The organism is Natronobiforma cellulositropha (genome assembly GCF_025629245.1).
GTDB lineage: Archaea > Halobacteriota > Halobacteria > Halobacteriales > Natrialbaceae > Natronobiforma > Natronobiforma cellulositropha.
On record NZ_JANZXN010000025.1, the window covers coordinates 1 to 15578 of the forward strand.

Sequence of the window (15578 nt, forward strand, 5' to 3'; positions counted from 1 at the left end):
CCGCCGTTACCACCTACATCAACGAACGAATGGACGACGCGAAACCCATCCTCGGTATGCTCAAGCCCGAAGTACTCGAGAAGCTTCAAAACCTGCGGAGTGAGAGCCGACTCGAGGATGAAGAGCACGGTGGTCAATCTGAAGGTGTCGGAAAAAGTGGGGAGGTCTTCAAATGAAGGCGGTCATAACTGGTGAAAATGAACGCTTAGTTGGGGTGAACTTACTCGACAACAATGGCGCAGAGCATGTTTTCGAGATGGAATTCGATGGAAACATAACCTATCACCAGTGTGACTCCTACGCCGACAAGCCAGCGGATCGGGCCCCCGAGGAGAACGAACACAATAGCCAGGCCCGCCGCTTCGCTCAGTACGTCGTCTACACCGAACGCGGCTACCCCACCGTCCCGCCGACGATTCACCCTGAGCGCATCGACGCCACCCGTCTCGCGATCGCCTCGATGTCGCTCGAGTCGTTCGGCTCGGTCTTCGGGGACATACACCAGCAACTGGCGAGCTATCAGGATGGGAGCGTCGAGCGCCCGCTCGAGATTCCCGCCGGGGCGATGAGCGACGAGGCGCTGTTGTACCGCAAGGACGTCTACCTCGGGCTCGACGAGATCGCGACGCCGCTCGAGTCCCCGGCGCGGCGACTGACCGAACGCTACGACATCGACCTGAACGCGCCGCCGACGGGTGACCTCTCGGGCTACGACGCCGAGAGCTGGCGGGCCTACGCGGACGACCTCGAGTCGTTGCTCGAGGAGACCGACGGCGAGCTTTCGAAAGGCGTCTCGCTCGAGGTGGTCTCTCCGCTCTACATCGCGTATCTCGACGCCAATGGCGACGAACACTTCACGTCGGTTTCGGACCCGCTCGAGCGCGAGGCGGACACCCTGATCGAACTGCCGGTACTCGAGGCGCGCTCGCTCGCGGAGTTCCGTGCGTTCGTCGTGCATACACTGACCTGCCAGATCAGAGATTGCTTCGTCCGCATGGGCGTCGAGCCGCCGGAGGCGTTTCGCGTCCTCGGCTACGGTGACTTCGAGTCTGCCGAACAGTACATCACCCTCGAGCAGTTCCCCCGCTACTACGACCCGGGTGAGACCGGGCTGCTCTGAGACTGGTGGTGGCTCCCCCAGCCTGCACTGACAAGCCGCTCGAGTGTCTGAATACTAACACTTAAGAGGATCGAACAGAAAGGTCTGACAATTACCAATGCAGCAACAGCCGAGGTGGGATGGATGAGCTTCGACCGTGATCGGCGCGACCGCTCGAACGACGACAGCGAGCGAAACGAACGCACACGGCGCGCTCGAGTGCAGGCCCAGACCCAGCGCGGGGCGCGGCCGTACCAGTACCTGAACCGAGTGGGCCAACCATCGCGCGAGCAGGCGGCCATCCTCGATCAGATGATCCTGCGTCGTGGTCTCGAGAACGTCCAGGAGTTGGGCGAACGGGGTGAACTCCCCGAAGGCTGTAACACGCCGATGGGCGAACAGGTACGCGTCGCTCGAGTGCGTAGCTCCTGGAAAGCGGGTGTCGAACTCGACACGCCGAGTGCCATGCGCTCGGTGGAGGCGCAGACCGAGAGCGACCTGGCAGGTGAGACCGCGACACCCGACGTGGTGCGGCGGGTGATTTCCCAGCCGGGGCGGCCGCTCGAGGGATCCGTCCGCGAAGAGATGGAAGCGCGGATGGGCGACTCGTTTTCGGATGTCCAGCTACACACTGGACCGGAGGCCGTGAAGGCCGCGAGCGCGCTCGAGGCCCGCGCCTTCACGACCGGCAACCACGTGGTGTTCAACCGCGGCGAGTACGACCCGGAGAGCCCCGACGGCAAGTACCTCCTGGCGCACGAACTCGCGCACGTGAGACAGCAAACCGGTGGCGCGATTAGTATGCTCCCACAGGAGGGGAGTTCGTTAGTGATCGACCCCGATCCCGAACTCGAGCGCGAAGCGGACGAGGTAGCGAGGAAGGCGCTCGAGGGAGAGGAGCCAGTGGTGGCTCACCGGCTCGGGATGAAGGTTCAGGTTCAGCGGATGGCTGCGTCGAGCGACGAGTTCACAGCAGATGAGGATCAGGGCGTTCTGGCTGCGAAGTTGGACGCACTCGAGCAGTCTCTGTCTCAGCGAATCGACACCACACAGGACCAGACGAGACAGAACGACGAGCGATTAACGTCTGTTCGACAGGAACTCACCACGAAGATCGAACAGACTGCCACCAGCGTAACTGATACACAGAATAGACTGCGTTCGGTCGAAGAGTCCGTTCACTCGAGCACCGGGGAGAAGGCACTCGGTGTCGGTGCGGGGCTCACGGCCACGACAGCAACAGCCGCAACAGCGGCTGCGACGAGTGATCACGTCCAGGGAGCGATGGTAGACGGACACGCCGCCGTTGAGGCGCTCGGTCCGGTTGGTGAGTTGATGATGCAGTATCCAGAAGTCGCTGCACCCTCGGCTGTCGCACTGATGGGAGCTGCGCTGGTCGCAAAACCTGTCGAAGCCGGAGTCAAGAGCCTCCCGAAAGCACTCGAGGGCGGAAAGAACCTGTTCGGCAAAGCGACGGAGTTCTTGACTGGGCGTGACGATGATGAGGAAGCGCAGGGGAATGCTGAGCAAACAGGCGACAACGATCGAAAGTTCTGAACAGTATGAAAGCTACGATTGTCGGAGAAGATGAAGAAGACATTGGTCTCGAAGTTACAGACAATAATAATGTAGTGCATCATATTGAGATGCACAAAGTGGATGGAGAGATATACTCACATAATCAAAACGGCTACCCGGACGACCCAACAGAACGAGAGTTAGAAGAAGGAGAACAGGTCGGTTACGCCCGTCGGTACGCACAATATTACGTATACCGAGAGCGGGACTACGATACGATTCCAGCGCCCGACAATCCTGACAGAATCGCTGCGGTCTTACTCGCGATCATCGACCTCGAGCAGGGTGCATTCGAGGAGTACTTCGGGACGCTGTGTGAACAAGTGGCAAGTCACGTTCGCGAAGAGGTGTCGCCACCACTCGACCTGCCAGAAGATGTCTACACCAAGGAGTTCCTCATCTACCAGCAACACGTCTATCTCGAGCAGAGTCTCGAAGAAATCCAGCGGGAAGTCTCAGCAGCAGGGTCAGATATCGTCGATAGAGATGCACTCGAGCAGTTACTCAACGCCAACCGCGAGGATTTTCTCTCGAGAGCGACGGCAATTTTCGGCGACGCTTCACTCTCGGCGCTCACCATCGAGGGAGTTTCAGGAGTTCACACGAGGTACTTCGCGGGAAGGAACGACGACCGACGTATCGAGGGCGACGACCCCTTCGACCGTGAACCAGATGCGTGTCTCGAACTCTTACCGGGAGATCTCACACCGGAACTCTACCGACTGTACATCGCGAATAACCTCGTGTGCCAGATCCGTGACTGTTACATTGGGATGGGACTCGAGCCGCCAGCACAGTATCGCGTTCTCGGCCCCGGCAAAGACGAGTTCACCGGAAAGTACTACCACTTCGATTTCTATCCGGACTACTGGGACCACGAGGCGGCGATTCCTGGATACAGCGCACCCCTTCCGATTATGCTCAGTGAGAGACTCGAGTAGTACCGGTCTCACTCTCGAACGGTCTTGGCCAGCCCTGGCTACTACGCTCGAGCGTCCTACCGCGTCAGCGGCCCGGTGTAGCCGGTCTCGAGTTCGAGGACGGTCTCCCAGGTCGTCTCACACTCGCAGCTAACCTGCTCGAAGACGGTGGGGTCCTGGCGGAGGTTGAAGTCCTTGATCGCCTTCTGGACCAGGTCGTCACACTCCTTGCAGTTGTGTGCGCCGCGGTCGCTGCCGTGGCCGACGGGGTCGGAGACGACGATGGTGTCGGTGTCGGCGGTGCGCTCGAGGGCGGCGGCGACCGACCAGAGCCAGGGCGGGCGGTAGCCCCCGCGGAAGAACAGTTCCTCGACCATGGTGTAGCGCTGGACGTTACAGGGGTTCATCGAGACGGTGTGACAGCCCTCGACGCCCGCACAGCGCTCGATCGAGGAGACCATGTCCTCGAGCGCCTCGGCTTCGGTGAGAAACGGCGGCTTCATCAGGAGGTAGGCTTTGACGCCCGCGTCGGCGTCGCCCGCCTCGCTCGCGGCGACGGCTTCGGCGCAGGCGGCTTCGAAGTCGGCGAAGTCGAAGTACTTGTTGACGCAGTCGCGTCGCACCCGGTCGGTGGCCGTCTCGAGACCGATGGCGACGTCGGTCTGGAGCCCGTGGCGGGTGAACTCCGCGAGTTTCTCGCGGTCGACGAAGTCGGGCAGCGACTCTAAGACGATGCGCTCTCTGTCGGCGAAGGTGTCGGCGATGGCGCGGCGTGACTCGGCTCCGACCTCGCGTTCGTCGAGAAAGGACCCGGAGGTGTAGATTTTGATCAGCGGCGCGGGACTCGAGGCGTTCTCGGCCTCGTGGGCGAGACAGACGTCGATCTGGTCCATGAGCGCCTCGTGGGGGACGCTCCCGCCGTCGACGGATTCGGCGACGTAGCCACACATGGTGCAGCCACCGGCGCGCGCCCAGCGACAGCCGCCGGTGTTGAGAATAATCGTTAGACTCTCTCTGACGCCGTCTGGGGTGTTGTCCTCGTCGAGCCAGACGCGGGTGGGCTGGTGGGGGTCGTAACTCGCCTCCTTGCGCGAACGAATCTCGCGCATCACCTGGTTGTGGGCGTCCATGCCCTTGCCGCGCTCGTAGACCTCGGGCGTGGGTGTACTCATTGTCGAGAGAAACGCCTCCGCGCGTAAAGCGGCTTCGTCTGTGATCTCAGGCGTCGAACTCGGCACCCAGTGCGTCGACGAGTTCGCTCGCGACGCCGGTGTAGGTCTCCGGGGCGAGCGCGCGAAGCTGTGCTCGCGTCTCGTCGTCGACCTCGAGCTGGTCGAAGAGGCTGCGGAAGTCCTCGATGGCGACCGACTGGCCGCGGGTGAGCGCTTTGACCTGCTCGTAGGCGTCTTCCATGCCCTCCCGGCGGAGGATGGTCTGGACGGCCTCACCGATGACTTCGGGGGTGACGTACAGTTCGTCGCGCATGACCTCCTCGTTGGGGACGACCTTCTCGAGACCGTCGCGGGTCTTGGTGTAGCCGATCAGGCAGTGGGCGAACGCCGACCCGATGTTACGCTTGACCGTCGAGTCCGAGAGGTCGCGCTGGAGCCTGGAGGTGGTAACGTACTCGCCGAGGAAGGCGAGGTCGGCGTTGGCCTTCGAGAGGTTGCCCTCGCTGTTCTCGAAGTCGATGGGGTTGACCTTGTGGGGCATCGTCGAGGAGCCGGTTTCACCGGCGACCGCCTCCTGGCCGAGATAGCGGTCGGAGACGTAGAGCCAGATGTCCAGATCGAGGTCGAGCAGCACGCTGTTCGCCCCGCGGAAGGCGTCGAACAGCGCGGCGAGGTCGTCACAGGGGTTGACCTGGGTGGTGAGTGGCTCGAACTCGAGACCGAGTCCCTCGACGAAGCGTTCGGCGAAGGCGCGCCAGTCGACCTCGGGGTAGGCGGCGACGTGGGCGGCGTAGGTGCCGGAGGCACCGCCGAGTTTGCCACGCAGGCGCTCGCTCGCCGCGTTGATGCGTCCAGTGGCGCGGCCGAGACGGGCGGCGTAGACCGCCATCTCCTTGCCGAAGGTCGTCGGCGTCGCCGGCTGGCCGTGGGTTCGCGCGAGCATCGGGACGTCGCGGTACTCGCGGGCCATCTCGGCGAGTGTGTCCTGGACGCCGTAGAGCGTCGGGAGCATGACCTCGGTGACCATGTCGCGTACGAGCAGGCGGTGAGCCAGGTTGTTCACGTCCTCGCTCGTCAGCCCGAAGTGGATCCAGGGGGAGGCCTCGCTCCCTTCCGGGAGGTTGTGCCGGATGTAGTACTCGACGGCTTTCACGTCGTGGTTCGTCGCCTCGAACTCCTCGTGGCCTTCGACCTCGAGTTTCTTCACGAGTTGGGCGTCCTCCTCGGCGAAGCTCCCGTAGAGCTTGCGGAGGTGGTTTCGCTCGTCGAGCTCGAGTTCCAGGGCGGTCGCCTCGAGGTCGGCGAGGGCGATCAGGTACTCGACCTCGACGCGAACGCGGGCGCGCATGAGCGCCGCTTCGCTGGCGTACGGCGACAGCGGTGCGGTTCGGGTTCCGTAACGACCGTCCAGCGGTGAGACGGCGTAGAGCGCGTCAGCCATGCCCCTACGTGGCCGTCCGCGGCGCAAAAACGTGTCGGAACGTGTGCCACGGGCGTGCATACACGTGCCAGTCGCCGCCGATACAGTCGCCACTCCGATACACGAACGTGCACATTCGGCCGTCGGAGACCGCAACCACTTTCTCGCTCGCGACTGCCCGTTCAGCTATGACGCGAATCGCCGGACTGGCTGGCAACCGGGGGCGAAACCTGTTGAACATCGCAGACCGCACACCGGGCGGGGCGCAACTCGCCGTCGTCCTCACGAACACCGAGGACGCACCCGTTCTCGAGGCGGCGGCAGAACGCGGGATTCCGACCGAAACCGTCCCGCTTGCCGAGGACGAGAGCCGCCGTGAGCACGAAGCGCGCGTGCTCGAGGCGCTCGCCGACTACGAGTTCGACGTCGTCTGTCTCGACGGCTACATGCGCATCCTCTCGGATACCTTCCTGGACAGCGCGCCGACGACGCTCAACGTCCACCCCTCGCTCTTGCCCGCCTTCCCCGGCATGGACGCCTGGGGCGACGCGCTCGAAGCGGGTGTCTCGGTCACCGGCTGTACGGTCCACGTCGTCACCGACGCGACCGACGAGTCGGGTGCGGTCGTCGAAGACGAAGTCGACATGGGACCGATCGTCACCCAGGAGCCGATTCCGGTCTACGCGGGCGATACGAGAGAGACGCTCAAAGAGCGCGTCCTCTACGAGGGCGAGTTCCGCGCCTACCCGCGTGCGGTCAAGTGGGCCGCCGAGGGCGCACTCGAGGTCGACGCCGAGACGGGGGCGGTGACCGTCGACGCCGACGACGCCGACGAGGCGGGTGGGCTTCCAGCACGGAAGATCGCCTCGAGCGACCGGCTCGACACACTGCGTTACGGAGAGAACCCCCACCAGACGGCGGCGGTCTACGCCGACTACACCTGCGAGGAGGCCTCCATCGTCCACGCCGAGCAACTGAACGAGGGGGCGAAGGCGCTCTCGTACAACAACTACAACGACGCCGACGGGGCACTCAACCTCATCAAGGAGTTCGACGAGCCAGCGGCGGCGGTGATCAAGCACGCGAACCCGGCGGGGTGTGCAACCGCGGACTCGCTGCCTGCGGCCTACGACCGCGCGCTCCGGACGGACCCGATGAGCGCCTTCGGCGGCATCGTCGCGCTCAACCGCGAGTGCGACGCCGAAACCGCCGAAGCGATCACCGACTCGTTCAAGGAGGTCGTCGTCGCGCCGGGCTACAGCGACGACGCGCTCGACGTCCTCTGCGAGAAGAAGAACCTGCGCGTCCTCGACGTCGGCCCGCTCGGCGAGCCGAGCGAGCGCTTCACCGAGAAACAGATCGTCGGCGGCCGACTCGTCCAGGAACGCGACCTCGAGACGCTCGCAGTCGAGGACTTAGAGGTCGTCACCGAAGTCGAGCCAACCGAGGAACAGCTCGAGACGATGGTCTTCGCCTGGAAGACGCTCAAACACGTCAAGTCGAACGGCATCGTCTTCGCGACGGGGACGGAGACGGTCGGCGTCGGCATGGGCCAGGTCAGCCGCGTCGACGCGGTCCGTCTGGCGGCGATGAAAGCGGAGGAACACGCCGAGGGCAAGGGTCCCGAGGGTGCGGTGATGGCCTCTGACGCCTTCTTCCCGTTCCCCGATGCGGTCGAGGCGGGTGCCGAGGCGGGCGTCGAGACCATCGTCCAGCCCGGCGGGTCGATCCGCGACGACGAAGTGATCGAGGCCGCCGACGAGCACGGGATTGCGATGGCGTTGACCGGGATGCGGTGTTTTAGACACGACTGAGCACAGCGAGGGTGTGTCTGCTGCTCGAGAGAGCTGTGCTCTCGCGGTGTTTCCGGCCACGACTGAGCGGTGCGGAGTGCCGGACGCTCGAAAGACGAACGACGTGAAGTCTTTCGGTGCTTTAGACACGACAGAGCGAAGCGAAGGAGTGTCTACTGCTCGCGAGAGCTGTGCTCTCGCGGTGTTTCCGGCCAGGATTGAGCGGTGCGGAGTGCCGAAAGCTCGAAAGACGAACGGAGTGAAGTCTTTCGGTGCTTCAGACACGGTTGAGCGCAGCGAGGAGTGTCTACTGCTCGCGGTGTTTCCGGCCACGCTCGAGCAACCGGTTCGCGTTGGCCTGCACTCGCGCCCCACACCGATTTACTCCGCGCGTTTCTAGAGTCGGCGATGGACTCGAGTCTCAGCCGTCGGCGGGTGCTCCGGGCGAGCGGTGGGGCCGTCGTGGCGGGTCTCGCCGGGTGTGTGGCTCGGATCGGAGCGGACGAGGGAGAGCGTGTGGCGGTCGTCTCCCAGCACCACCTCGCGACCGACGCGGGAGTCGAGGTGCTCGAGGCGGGTGGGACGGCCGCGGATGCGGCGGTCGCCGTCGCGTCTGCGCTGAGCGTCGTCGAACCCTGGTTCTCCTCGGCGCTGGGTGGGGGTACCTGGGCGCTGTACTACGACGCCGACGAGGCGGCGGTGACCAGCGTCGACGGGGTGGGACCCGTCGGTTCGGAGGCGACCGTCGAGGACTACGAGGAACGGGCGGGCGACCCTGGGATGCACCAGTCGGTCGTCCCCGGTGCCTGGGACGGGTGGATGCGCTGGCTCGAGCGCTACGGTACCCTCGACCTCGGTGCCGTGCTCGCCCCGGCGGTCACGCTGGCGCGGGAGGGGTATCCCGTCAGTCCGGGGATGGCGGAGTGGCTCCGAAACCGGCGCGAGCGGATCGACGAGCGTCCCGATGCGCGGGCGATCTACGCACCGGATGGCGACCTCCTCGCGGAGGGCGAGGAGGTGTTCCAGACAGACATGGCCGACACCTTCGAGGCGCTCGTCGAGGCGTACGACGACCGGCGGGCGGAGGGGCGCAGTGAGGCGATTCGGGCGGCCAGCGACTACGTCTATCGGGGACCGATCGCCGAGGCGATCGTCGACTTCTCGGCCGAGCACGGCGGCTACCTCACCCTGGACGACTTCCACGAGTTCGAGGCCGAGATCGTCGACCCGCTCTCGATCGAGTACGATGCAGGTGACGACGTTCGCGTCTACCAGAATCCGCCGAACAGCCAGGGAATTACGCAGTTGCTGGCGCTGAACGTACTTGCGGAGTACGACCTCTCGGGGTTCGACCCCGACGACGCCGACGCCGTCCACGTCACCGCCGAGGCGATCAAACTCGCGTTCGCAGACCGGTATCACCACGTGGGTGATCCCGACCGGGTCGCGGTTCCCGTCGCCGACCTGTTGGACGAGGGGTACGCGGCCGATCAGCGCGAACGCATCGAGATGGACGAGGCGATGGCCTGGCCGCTCGAGTCGGGGCTCGGGCGGCCCGAGGCGGCCCACACCACGACCTTTCACGTCGTCGACGGGGCGGGAAACGCGGCTGCGGTGACGACGAGTCTGGGGGCGCAGTTTCAGGTGATCGGTGACACCGGTATCCACCTCAACAACCGGATGCGGATGCTCGCTCTGGAGGACGACGACCCGAACCGGCTCACCCCCGGCTACAAAGTTCGTCACACGTCGAATCCGTACCTGGCCACCCGCGACGGCCAGCCGTTCGTTCTGGGTGGGAACACGGGTGTCGACACCCAGCCACAGGGCCAGACCCAGCAGTTTCTCAACGTCGTCGAGTACGGTCTCGACGCGCAGGCGGCGATCGACCACCCCCGCTTCGAGGTGACGCACTTCCCGTCCACGCAGTATCCCTACGAGGTCGAGAACACGCTGTATCTCGAGGACGGGTTCTCCGAGGAGGTGGTCGACGACCTCGACGCGCGAGACCACGACGTGTCGGTCGGCGGTTCGTTCGGCACGGCGAACGTGATCGTTGTCGGTGCAGACGGGACGCTCGAGGTCGGTGCCGAATCGCGCAGCGAGGTCGCCGACGGAACGGTCACGGATGTCGAGTGAGTCGTCGCTGGTCGAGTGGTTCGTGGGCGGTCGGGCCGGTGGCGCCAGGTACCCGGACACGAACCCTTATACGGCCTAACTGACTATTCGGTCAGTGTGAGCTGGGGACACGGCCGTGGCGGCGACGAGGACGACGAGTCGTTCGACGAGTTCAGGGAGAACGTCGATCACGCGATGGTGCGGATTCTGTTCGGCTACGGCCGCTCGAGGCTGCCCCTGTTGATCTTCGGGACGCTCGCGAGCGTGGTGACGCGCGTACTCGACCTGATTCCGGCGTTCATCCTCGCGGTGGCGATCGACTCACTGTTCTTCGACGAGCGGCCGTTCGGCCTGCCGCTGGTGCCCGAGGCGTGGTTACCGACGACGCCGGGCGAGCAGTTCGCGCTGCTGCTCGGAATCGTCTTCGTCGTCTACACGCTCGAGGCGGCGCTCAACTGGGTCAATAGCTGGGCGTGGAACAACTTCGCCCAGCACCTCCAACACGAGGTGCGCGTCGAGACCTACGACGCGATGCAGGGTCTCGAGATGGAGTTCTTCGACAACAAGCAGACCGGCGAGATCATGTCGATCCTGAACAACGACGTGAACCAGCTCGAGAACTTCCTGACCTCCAATCTCAACACGGGGATCAACATCGTCGTGATGGTCGGCGGGATCGGCCTGATCATGCTGCTCGCGAACTGGCAACTCGCGCTAGTGTCGATGCTGACGGTTCCCCTGCTGGGAGTCGCGAGTTTCCTCTTCGTGCGGATCATCCAGCCGAAGTACTACCGGGTGCGCGCGAGCGTCGGGGCGTTGAACTCGCGGCTCGAGAACAACCTCGGGGGTATCGCGGTCGTCAAATCCTACACCACCGAGGAGTTCGAGGCGGGTCGCGTCGAGGAGTCGAGTCGGGAGTACTTCGAGGCGAACTGGGACGCCATCACGACCCGGATCAGGTTCTGGCCGACGCTGCAGTTGTTGACGGGCTACGGCTACCTGGTCACGCTCGCGGTCGGTGGCTGGTGGGTGATCAACGGCGCGCCGGGACCGTTCTCGGGTGAGTTGACCGCGGGCTACCTCGTCATGTTCCTCACCTACACCCAGCGGTTCATGTGGCCGATGCGCCAGTTCGGCGAGATTCTCAACAGCTACCAGTACGCCGAGGCGGCGGCCCAGCGCATCCTGGGGCTGCTCGAGGATCCGCAGACGCTGGCGACTCCCGCCGGTGGGGAGACGCTCGAGCGCGTCGAGGGTCGGGTCGCCTTCGAGAACGTCTGGTTCAGCTACGAGAGCGACGACCACGGCTCCGAGACGGTGCTTCGGGACGTGAGTTTCGCGGCCGAACCTGGCGAGTACGTCGGTCTCGTCGGGCCAACGGGGGCGGGGAAGACGACGCTCGTCTCGCTCTTGCTCCGGTTTTACGACGTGGATTCGGGGGCGGTCACCGTCGACGGCCACGACGTGCGTGACCTCGACCTCGAGTCGCTGCGCCGGTCGATCGGCTACGTGAGCCAGGAGCCGTTTCTCTTCTACGGGAGCGTCCGCGAGAACATCGCCTACGGGGCGGGCGAGGTCACCGACGCGGCCATCGCCGCGGCCGCACGGCAGGCGGGCGCTCACGAGTTCGTCGAGGAACTGCCCGACGGCTACGAGACGATGGTTGGCGAGCGCGGCGTCAAACTCTCCGGCGGCCAGCGCCAGCGTATCTCCATCGCGCGCGCGATCCTGCGCGATCCGGACATCCTGATCTTAGACGAGGCGACGAGTCACGTCGACAACGAGACGGAGGCGCTCATCCAGCGCAGTCTCGGCGACCTCATCGCCAACCGGACCACCTTCGCCATCGCCCACCGGCTCTCGACGGTCAGAAACGCCGACCGCATCCTCGTCTTAGAAGACGGCGAACTGGTCGAATCGGGCACCCACGACGCGCTGCTCGAGCGCGACGGTCTCTACGCGAACCTCTGGCGGGTGCAGGTCGGCGAGGTCGAGGAGCTCCCGGAGGCGTTCCTCGAGCGGACGGTCCGCGGCCGGTCGAACGCCGAAGACTGACGCTCGGTCTCGAGCGGCGAGTGTCGCCCGGGTGAAAGAGCCGTTTCACCTTGGGGAGGGGTAATGTTCGTTCCGGGTGATCGATCGGTCATGGACCGACGAACCTTCCTCGCACTGGCTGGCACCGGAACGATCGGCGCGCTCGCAGGCTGTGTCTCGAGCGCTGGCGACGACGGCGGGTCTCCACCGGTCGGCAACGGCGCCGAGACGGACGAGTACGGCGAGATCGAAGTGAGCGCCAGCGGGTCCGCAGAGACGGACCCGGACATGGCGGTCGTCCGACTCGGCGTCGAGGCGAGCGGCAGTTCGGCCGACGGCGTGCGGACGGACCTCGCCGAGGGGGCCGCGGCGCTCAGGGAGACGTTCGACGCGCTCGAGATTCCCGACGAGCGGGTTCGGACGGCGACGTTCCGGATCAGACAGCGCCGTCAGGGCGGCGGATTCGAGGGCACCCACGCCTTCAGCGTCGAGGTCGACGACGTCGACCGGGTCGGTGAGGTCGTCGACGCGGCGGTCGACGCCGGTGCGGACGACGTCGGCCGGGTGAACTTCACGCTGCGCGAGGCGACCCGCGAGGCGTTGCGTGAGGAGGCACTCGACGACGCGCTGGCGAACGCCGACGCCGAGGCCGAACACGTCGCGGCCAACCGCGGCGTCGACATCGTCGCGACGGGGGCGGTCTCGACGAGTGACGTCAGCGTCGGCCCGCTCAACGTCGAGTACTACGCGCTCGCAACGGACGACGCGGCCGCTCCCGAAACCGAGTTCGAGACGGGACCGGTCACCGTCAGCGCCTCCGTGACGGTCGTCTACCTGTTCGATCACTGACCTCGCCCGAGCGTTCCGACGGCCAACACTCATCACCCAACAGAACAGTCTTCCGTCGAAACTACTGTGGGGTGATTAATACGCTGGCATCGTAAGGTCGACGCATGCACAGAGACGTCTTGCGGCGGTACCTCCTCGCTGGCGGGGCAACGGCCGCGCTCACTGCACTCGCCGGGTGTGTCGTCGCTGGCCGTGCGGTCGAGGACCCGATCGAGGAGACGGTCGACGCCGCCTCGCTCGAGGCGCTCCGCGTCGAGACCCGAACCGGCCTGCTCAGCGTCGTCGGCGAGCCTCGAGAGACGGTCGGTATCCGCGGACGGAAGGTCGCCGCGACCGAGGACGCCCTCGAGTCGGTCGGCTTCGACGTCGAGACCGTCGACGGGGTGCTCGAGGTGACTGGCGACCCGAACGACCGCCGTGGTGGATTCCGGTTCGGGTCGAGCCCCAGGGTGGACCTCGAACTGGCCGTTCCAGACGACCTCCGGGTCGCGTACGCTGGCACGCGAAACGGCACCGTCGACGTTCGGTCCGTCACGGGTGACACTCACGTCGTCTCGCGAAACGGTCGCGTCTCCGTCGTGGGCGTCGATGGCTCGGCTGCCGTCGAGACGAGAAACGGGGCGGTCGACCTCGCCGACGTCACCGGCGGGGTGACCGTCTCGACGCGAAACGGGAACGTCGATGCCGCCTCCGTCACGCACGACCTCGTCGTCGAGACGCGAAACGGGACCGTCGATGTCGGCATCTCCCGGTCACTCGAGACGGCGATCCGTCTCCGAAGCAGGAACGGCCGGCTCTCGGTCGAGACGCCGGACGAGAGCCACACCGCCCGCTCGGCGCTCGACGTGACCGTCGGCGCGGGAACGCACCGACTCGCAGTCGAGACGCGAAACGGGAACGTCAGCATCGCTCTCGAGTAGCGGGAGGATGGCGTGGCGAGCGGTATCTGTCGCTGTCAGGTCGGTGGCGGGGAAAATCGCACTTGCGCGTGTTCGTGTTCGCTCAGTCGTCGGCGACGATGGCTCGCGCGTCGGGTGCGGCCATCGCGAGCACGTCGTCGAAGAAGTCGAGGGTGTCGTGGGGACCGGGGTTGGCTTCGGGGTGGTACTGGCGGGTGATGACGTCGTAGTCGGTGCCGACGAGTCCTTCGGGAGTGTTGTCGTTGACGTTGACCTGCGAGATCTCGAGGTGGAGACCGGGGTCAGAGACCGTGTAGCCGTGGTTCTGCGTGGTCATGACGACCCGGCCGCTCTCTAAGTCCATCACTGGCTGGTTGACGCCGCGGTGGCCGAAGGCCATCTTTTCGGTCTCGCCGCCGAGCGCGCGGGCGACGATCTGCTGGCCGAGGCAGATGCCGGCGACGGGAACCTCGTCGACGAACGCCTCGACGAGCGAGACCGCCTCCTCGTAGTTCGCGGGGTCGCCGGGACCGTTCGAGATGAAGAGGATGTCCGGGCCGAGTGCCTCGACGTCCGCCACGCTCGCGTCGTGGGGCAGGACGTGGACGGTCGCGTCGCGCTCGAGCAGCGAGGTGACGATCGAGCCTTTGACGCCGCAGTCGACGAGTGCGACGGTCTCGCCGTCGTTGTCCGCGCCGTAGGTCGTCGTGGTGTCGACGCTGACCTGTGCACCGATCTCGGTGTGGTCGCTCATGGCGATGCAGTTCTCGAGTTCGGCGATGGCGTCCTCGGGCGTGACGTCGTCGCCGACGGCGATGCCGCACTTCATCGCGCCGCTGTCGCGGATGTCGGTGACGACCTCGCGGGTGTCGAGGTGATCGACGGCGGGGACGCCCTCTGCCTCGAGCCACGAGGCGACGTCGTCGGTCAGTTCGCGGGCGAGCACCGCTCGTGGGTGGACGCGCTCGGATTCGAACCGTTCTTCACGGACGCCGTAGTTACCGATCAACGGGTACGAGAAGGTGAGCACCTGTTCCTCGTAGGAAGGGTCGGTGAGACTCTCTTCGTAACCGGTGTAGGCTGTCGTGAAAACCAGTTCCCCGCGGGTCGTCCCCGGAGCACGACCACGTCCCTCGAGAACGTGGCCACCCTCCAACGCAATGTAGGCCGCTGTCATTACGAGATACGTATTGGACCCACCATCATAAGTGTTGTCTTCGAAGCTGAGTTACGAAATTCGTAATCGTCAAGTGAATACCCCGCGAAGAGTCGTCTCTCTATGGACGATCTGGACCGGCAGATCTTGGACCGACTCCGACGCGACGCCCGGACGCCGTACACGGAGATCGCAGACGAGGTCGGCACGAGCGAGGGAACGGTTCGAAACCGCGTCGAGCGGATGATCGCCGACGACGTCATCGAGCGCTTCACCGTGACCACCCGCACGGGGAACGTGAAGGCGATGGTCGAGATCGGTGTCGCCGTCGACGTCGACACGCACGCGGTCTCAGAGCGGATGGCCGAGTGGGAGGAAGTCGACTTCGTCTGGATGGTCTCCGGCGAGCAGGACATCGTCCTCGTCGTCGACGCCGCCGACACCCGCAGCGTCAACGACCTCATCACGCAGGCGCGCGAGCAGGAAGAAGTCGTGAGTACGACGACGCGGCTGATCCTCGACGAACAGCTCGGCTGAAAC

Annotated in this window: 12 protein-coding genes; 9 read left to right on the forward strand and 3 right to left on the reverse strand. The window is 65.1% G+C overall.

The genetic code is table 11. The features are described 5' to 3' along the window. Nucleotides 1-172: 172 nt before the first annotated feature. The 3 genes from N0B15_RS11825 (at nt 173) to N0B15_RS11835 (ending at nt 3618) form a co-directional block, all read left to right on the forward strand. Nucleotides 173-1120 carry a DUF7958 family protein gene (locus N0B15_RS11825; RefSeq protein ID WP_464502973.1) on the forward strand — a complete coding sequence of 316 codons (948 nt, stop codon included), beginning with the start codon at nt 173-175 and terminating at the stop codon, nt 1118-1120. 123 nt (nt 1121-1243) lie between these two features. Continuing rightward, nucleotides 1244-2656, forward strand: a complete 1413-nt coding sequence (locus tag N0B15_RS11830; RefSeq protein WP_263019918.1) for an eCIS core domain-containing protein — start codon at nt 1244-1246, stop codon at nt 2654-2656. Between the two features lie 5 nt (nt 2657-2661). After that, entirely contained in the window at nt 2662-3618 is a 957-nt protein-coding gene (locus N0B15_RS11835; protein ID WP_263019919.1) for a DUF7958 family protein, read from the forward strand. Between the two features lie 56 nt (nt 3619-3674). On the opposite strand, the gene N0B15_RS11840 is transcribed toward N0B15_RS11835, so the two are convergent. After that, complete coding sequence (locus tag N0B15_RS11840; RefSeq protein WP_263019920.1) at nt 3675-4769, reverse strand: archaeosine biosynthesis radical SAM protein RaSEA; 1095 nt, start codon at nt 4767-4769, stop codon at nt 3675-3677. A gap of 46 nt (nt 4770-4815) precedes the next feature. Further along, on the reverse strand, nt 4816-6210 hold the full coding sequence (gene purB, locus N0B15_RS11845) for an adenylosuccinate lyase (RefSeq protein ID WP_263019921.1): 1395 nt from the start codon (nt 6208-6210) through the stop codon (nt 4816-4818). A gap of 167 nt (nt 6211-6377) precedes the next feature. On the opposite strand from purB, the gene purH reads away from it, so the two are divergent. The 5 genes from purH (at nt 6378) to N0B15_RS11870 (ending at nt 13903) form a co-directional block, all read left to right on the forward strand. Continuing rightward, nucleotides 6378-8003 carry a bifunctional phosphoribosylaminoimidazolecarboxamide formyltransferase/IMP cyclohydrolase gene (gene purH / locus N0B15_RS11850; protein WP_263019922.1) on the forward strand — a complete coding sequence of 542 codons (1626 nt, stop codon included), beginning with the start codon at nt 6378-6380 and terminating at the stop codon, nt 8001-8003. Between the two features lie 387 nt (nt 8004-8390). Then, nucleotides 8391-10121 carry a gamma-glutamyltransferase family protein gene (locus N0B15_RS11855; protein ID WP_263019923.1) on the forward strand — a complete coding sequence of 577 codons (1731 nt, stop codon included), beginning with the start codon at nt 8391-8393 and terminating at the stop codon, nt 10119-10121. 174 nt (nt 10122-10295) lie between these two features. Next, on the forward strand, nt 10296-12155 hold the full coding sequence (locus N0B15_RS11860) for an ABC transporter ATP-binding protein (RefSeq protein ID WP_425494235.1): 1860 nt from the start codon (nt 10296-10298) through the stop codon (nt 12153-12155). 90 nt (nt 12156-12245) lie between these two features. Then, on the forward strand, nt 12246-12983 hold the full coding sequence (locus tag N0B15_RS11865) for an SIMPL domain-containing protein (RefSeq protein ID WP_263019925.1): 738 nt from the start codon (nt 12246-12248) through the stop codon (nt 12981-12983). 104 nt (nt 12984-13087) lie between these two features. Beyond that, nucleotides 13088-13903, forward strand: coding sequence for a DUF4097 domain-containing protein (locus N0B15_RS11870; protein ID WP_263019926.1), 816 nt, complete (start codon nt 13088-13090; stop codon nt 13901-13903). Between the two features lie 82 nt (nt 13904-13985). Here the strand turns inward: N0B15_RS11870 and carA are convergent, their stop codons facing one another. After that, on the reverse strand, nt 13986-15059 hold the full coding sequence (gene carA, locus N0B15_RS11875; protein WP_263019927.1) for a glutamine-hydrolyzing carbamoyl-phosphate synthase small subunit: 1074 nt from the start codon (nt 15057-15059) through the stop codon (nt 13986-13988). Nucleotides 15060-15161: 102 nt separating this feature from the next. Between carA and N0B15_RS11880 the strand changes: the two genes are divergently transcribed. After that, the gene (locus N0B15_RS11880; RefSeq protein WP_263019928.1) at nt 15162-15575 is read left to right on the forward strand and encodes an Lrp/AsnC family transcriptional regulator; all 414 of its coding nucleotides are present in this window, start codon (nt 15162-15164) and stop codon (nt 15573-15575) included. Nucleotides 15576-15578 lie beyond the last annotated feature (3 nt).

Excerpts from the sequence above, each read along its gene's own strand:
- N0B15_RS11860 (WP_425494235.1), top strand. The coding sequence starts at position 10,296 with ATGGTGCGGATTCTGTTCGGCTACGGCCGCTCGAGGCTGCCCCTGTTG.
- N0B15_RS11870 (WP_263019926.1), top strand. The coding sequence starts at position 13,088 with ATGCACAGAGACGTCTTGCGGCGGTACCTCCTCGCTGGCGGGGCAACG.
- N0B15_RS11835 (WP_263019919.1), top strand. The coding sequence starts at position 2,662 with ATGAAAGCTACGATTGTCGGAGAAGATGAAGAAGACATTGGTCTCGAA.
- purB (WP_263019921.1), bottom strand. The coding sequence starts at position 6,210 with ATGGCTGACGCGCTCTACGCCGTCTCACCGCTGGACGGTCGTTACGGA.
- N0B15_RS11840 (WP_263019920.1), bottom strand. The coding sequence starts at position 4,769 with ATGAGTACACCCACGCCCGAGGTCTACGAGCGCGGCAAGGGCATGGAC.
- N0B15_RS11865 (WP_263019925.1), top strand. The coding sequence starts at position 12,246 with ATGGACCGACGAACCTTCCTCGCACTGGCTGGCACCGGAACGATCGGC.
- purH (WP_263019922.1), top strand. The coding sequence starts at position 6,378 with ATGACGCGAATCGCCGGACTGGCTGGCAACCGGGGGCGAAACCTGTTG.
- N0B15_RS11830 (WP_263019918.1), top strand. The coding sequence starts at position 1,244 with ATGAGCTTCGACCGTGATCGGCGCGACCGCTCGAACGACGACAGCGAG.
- N0B15_RS11855 (WP_263019923.1), top strand. The coding sequence starts at position 8,391 with ATGGACTCGAGTCTCAGCCGTCGGCGGGTGCTCCGGGCGAGCGGTGGG.
- N0B15_RS11880 (WP_263019928.1), top strand. The coding sequence starts at position 15,162 with ATGGACGATCTGGACCGGCAGATCTTGGACCGACTCCGACGCGACGCC.
- N0B15_RS11825 (WP_464502973.1), top strand. The coding sequence starts at position 173 with ATGAAGGCGGTCATAACTGGTGAAAATGAACGCTTAGTTGGGGTGAAC.
- carA (WP_263019927.1), bottom strand. The coding sequence starts at position 15,059 with ATGACAGCGGCCTACATTGCGTTGGAGGGTGGCCACGTTCTCGAGGGA.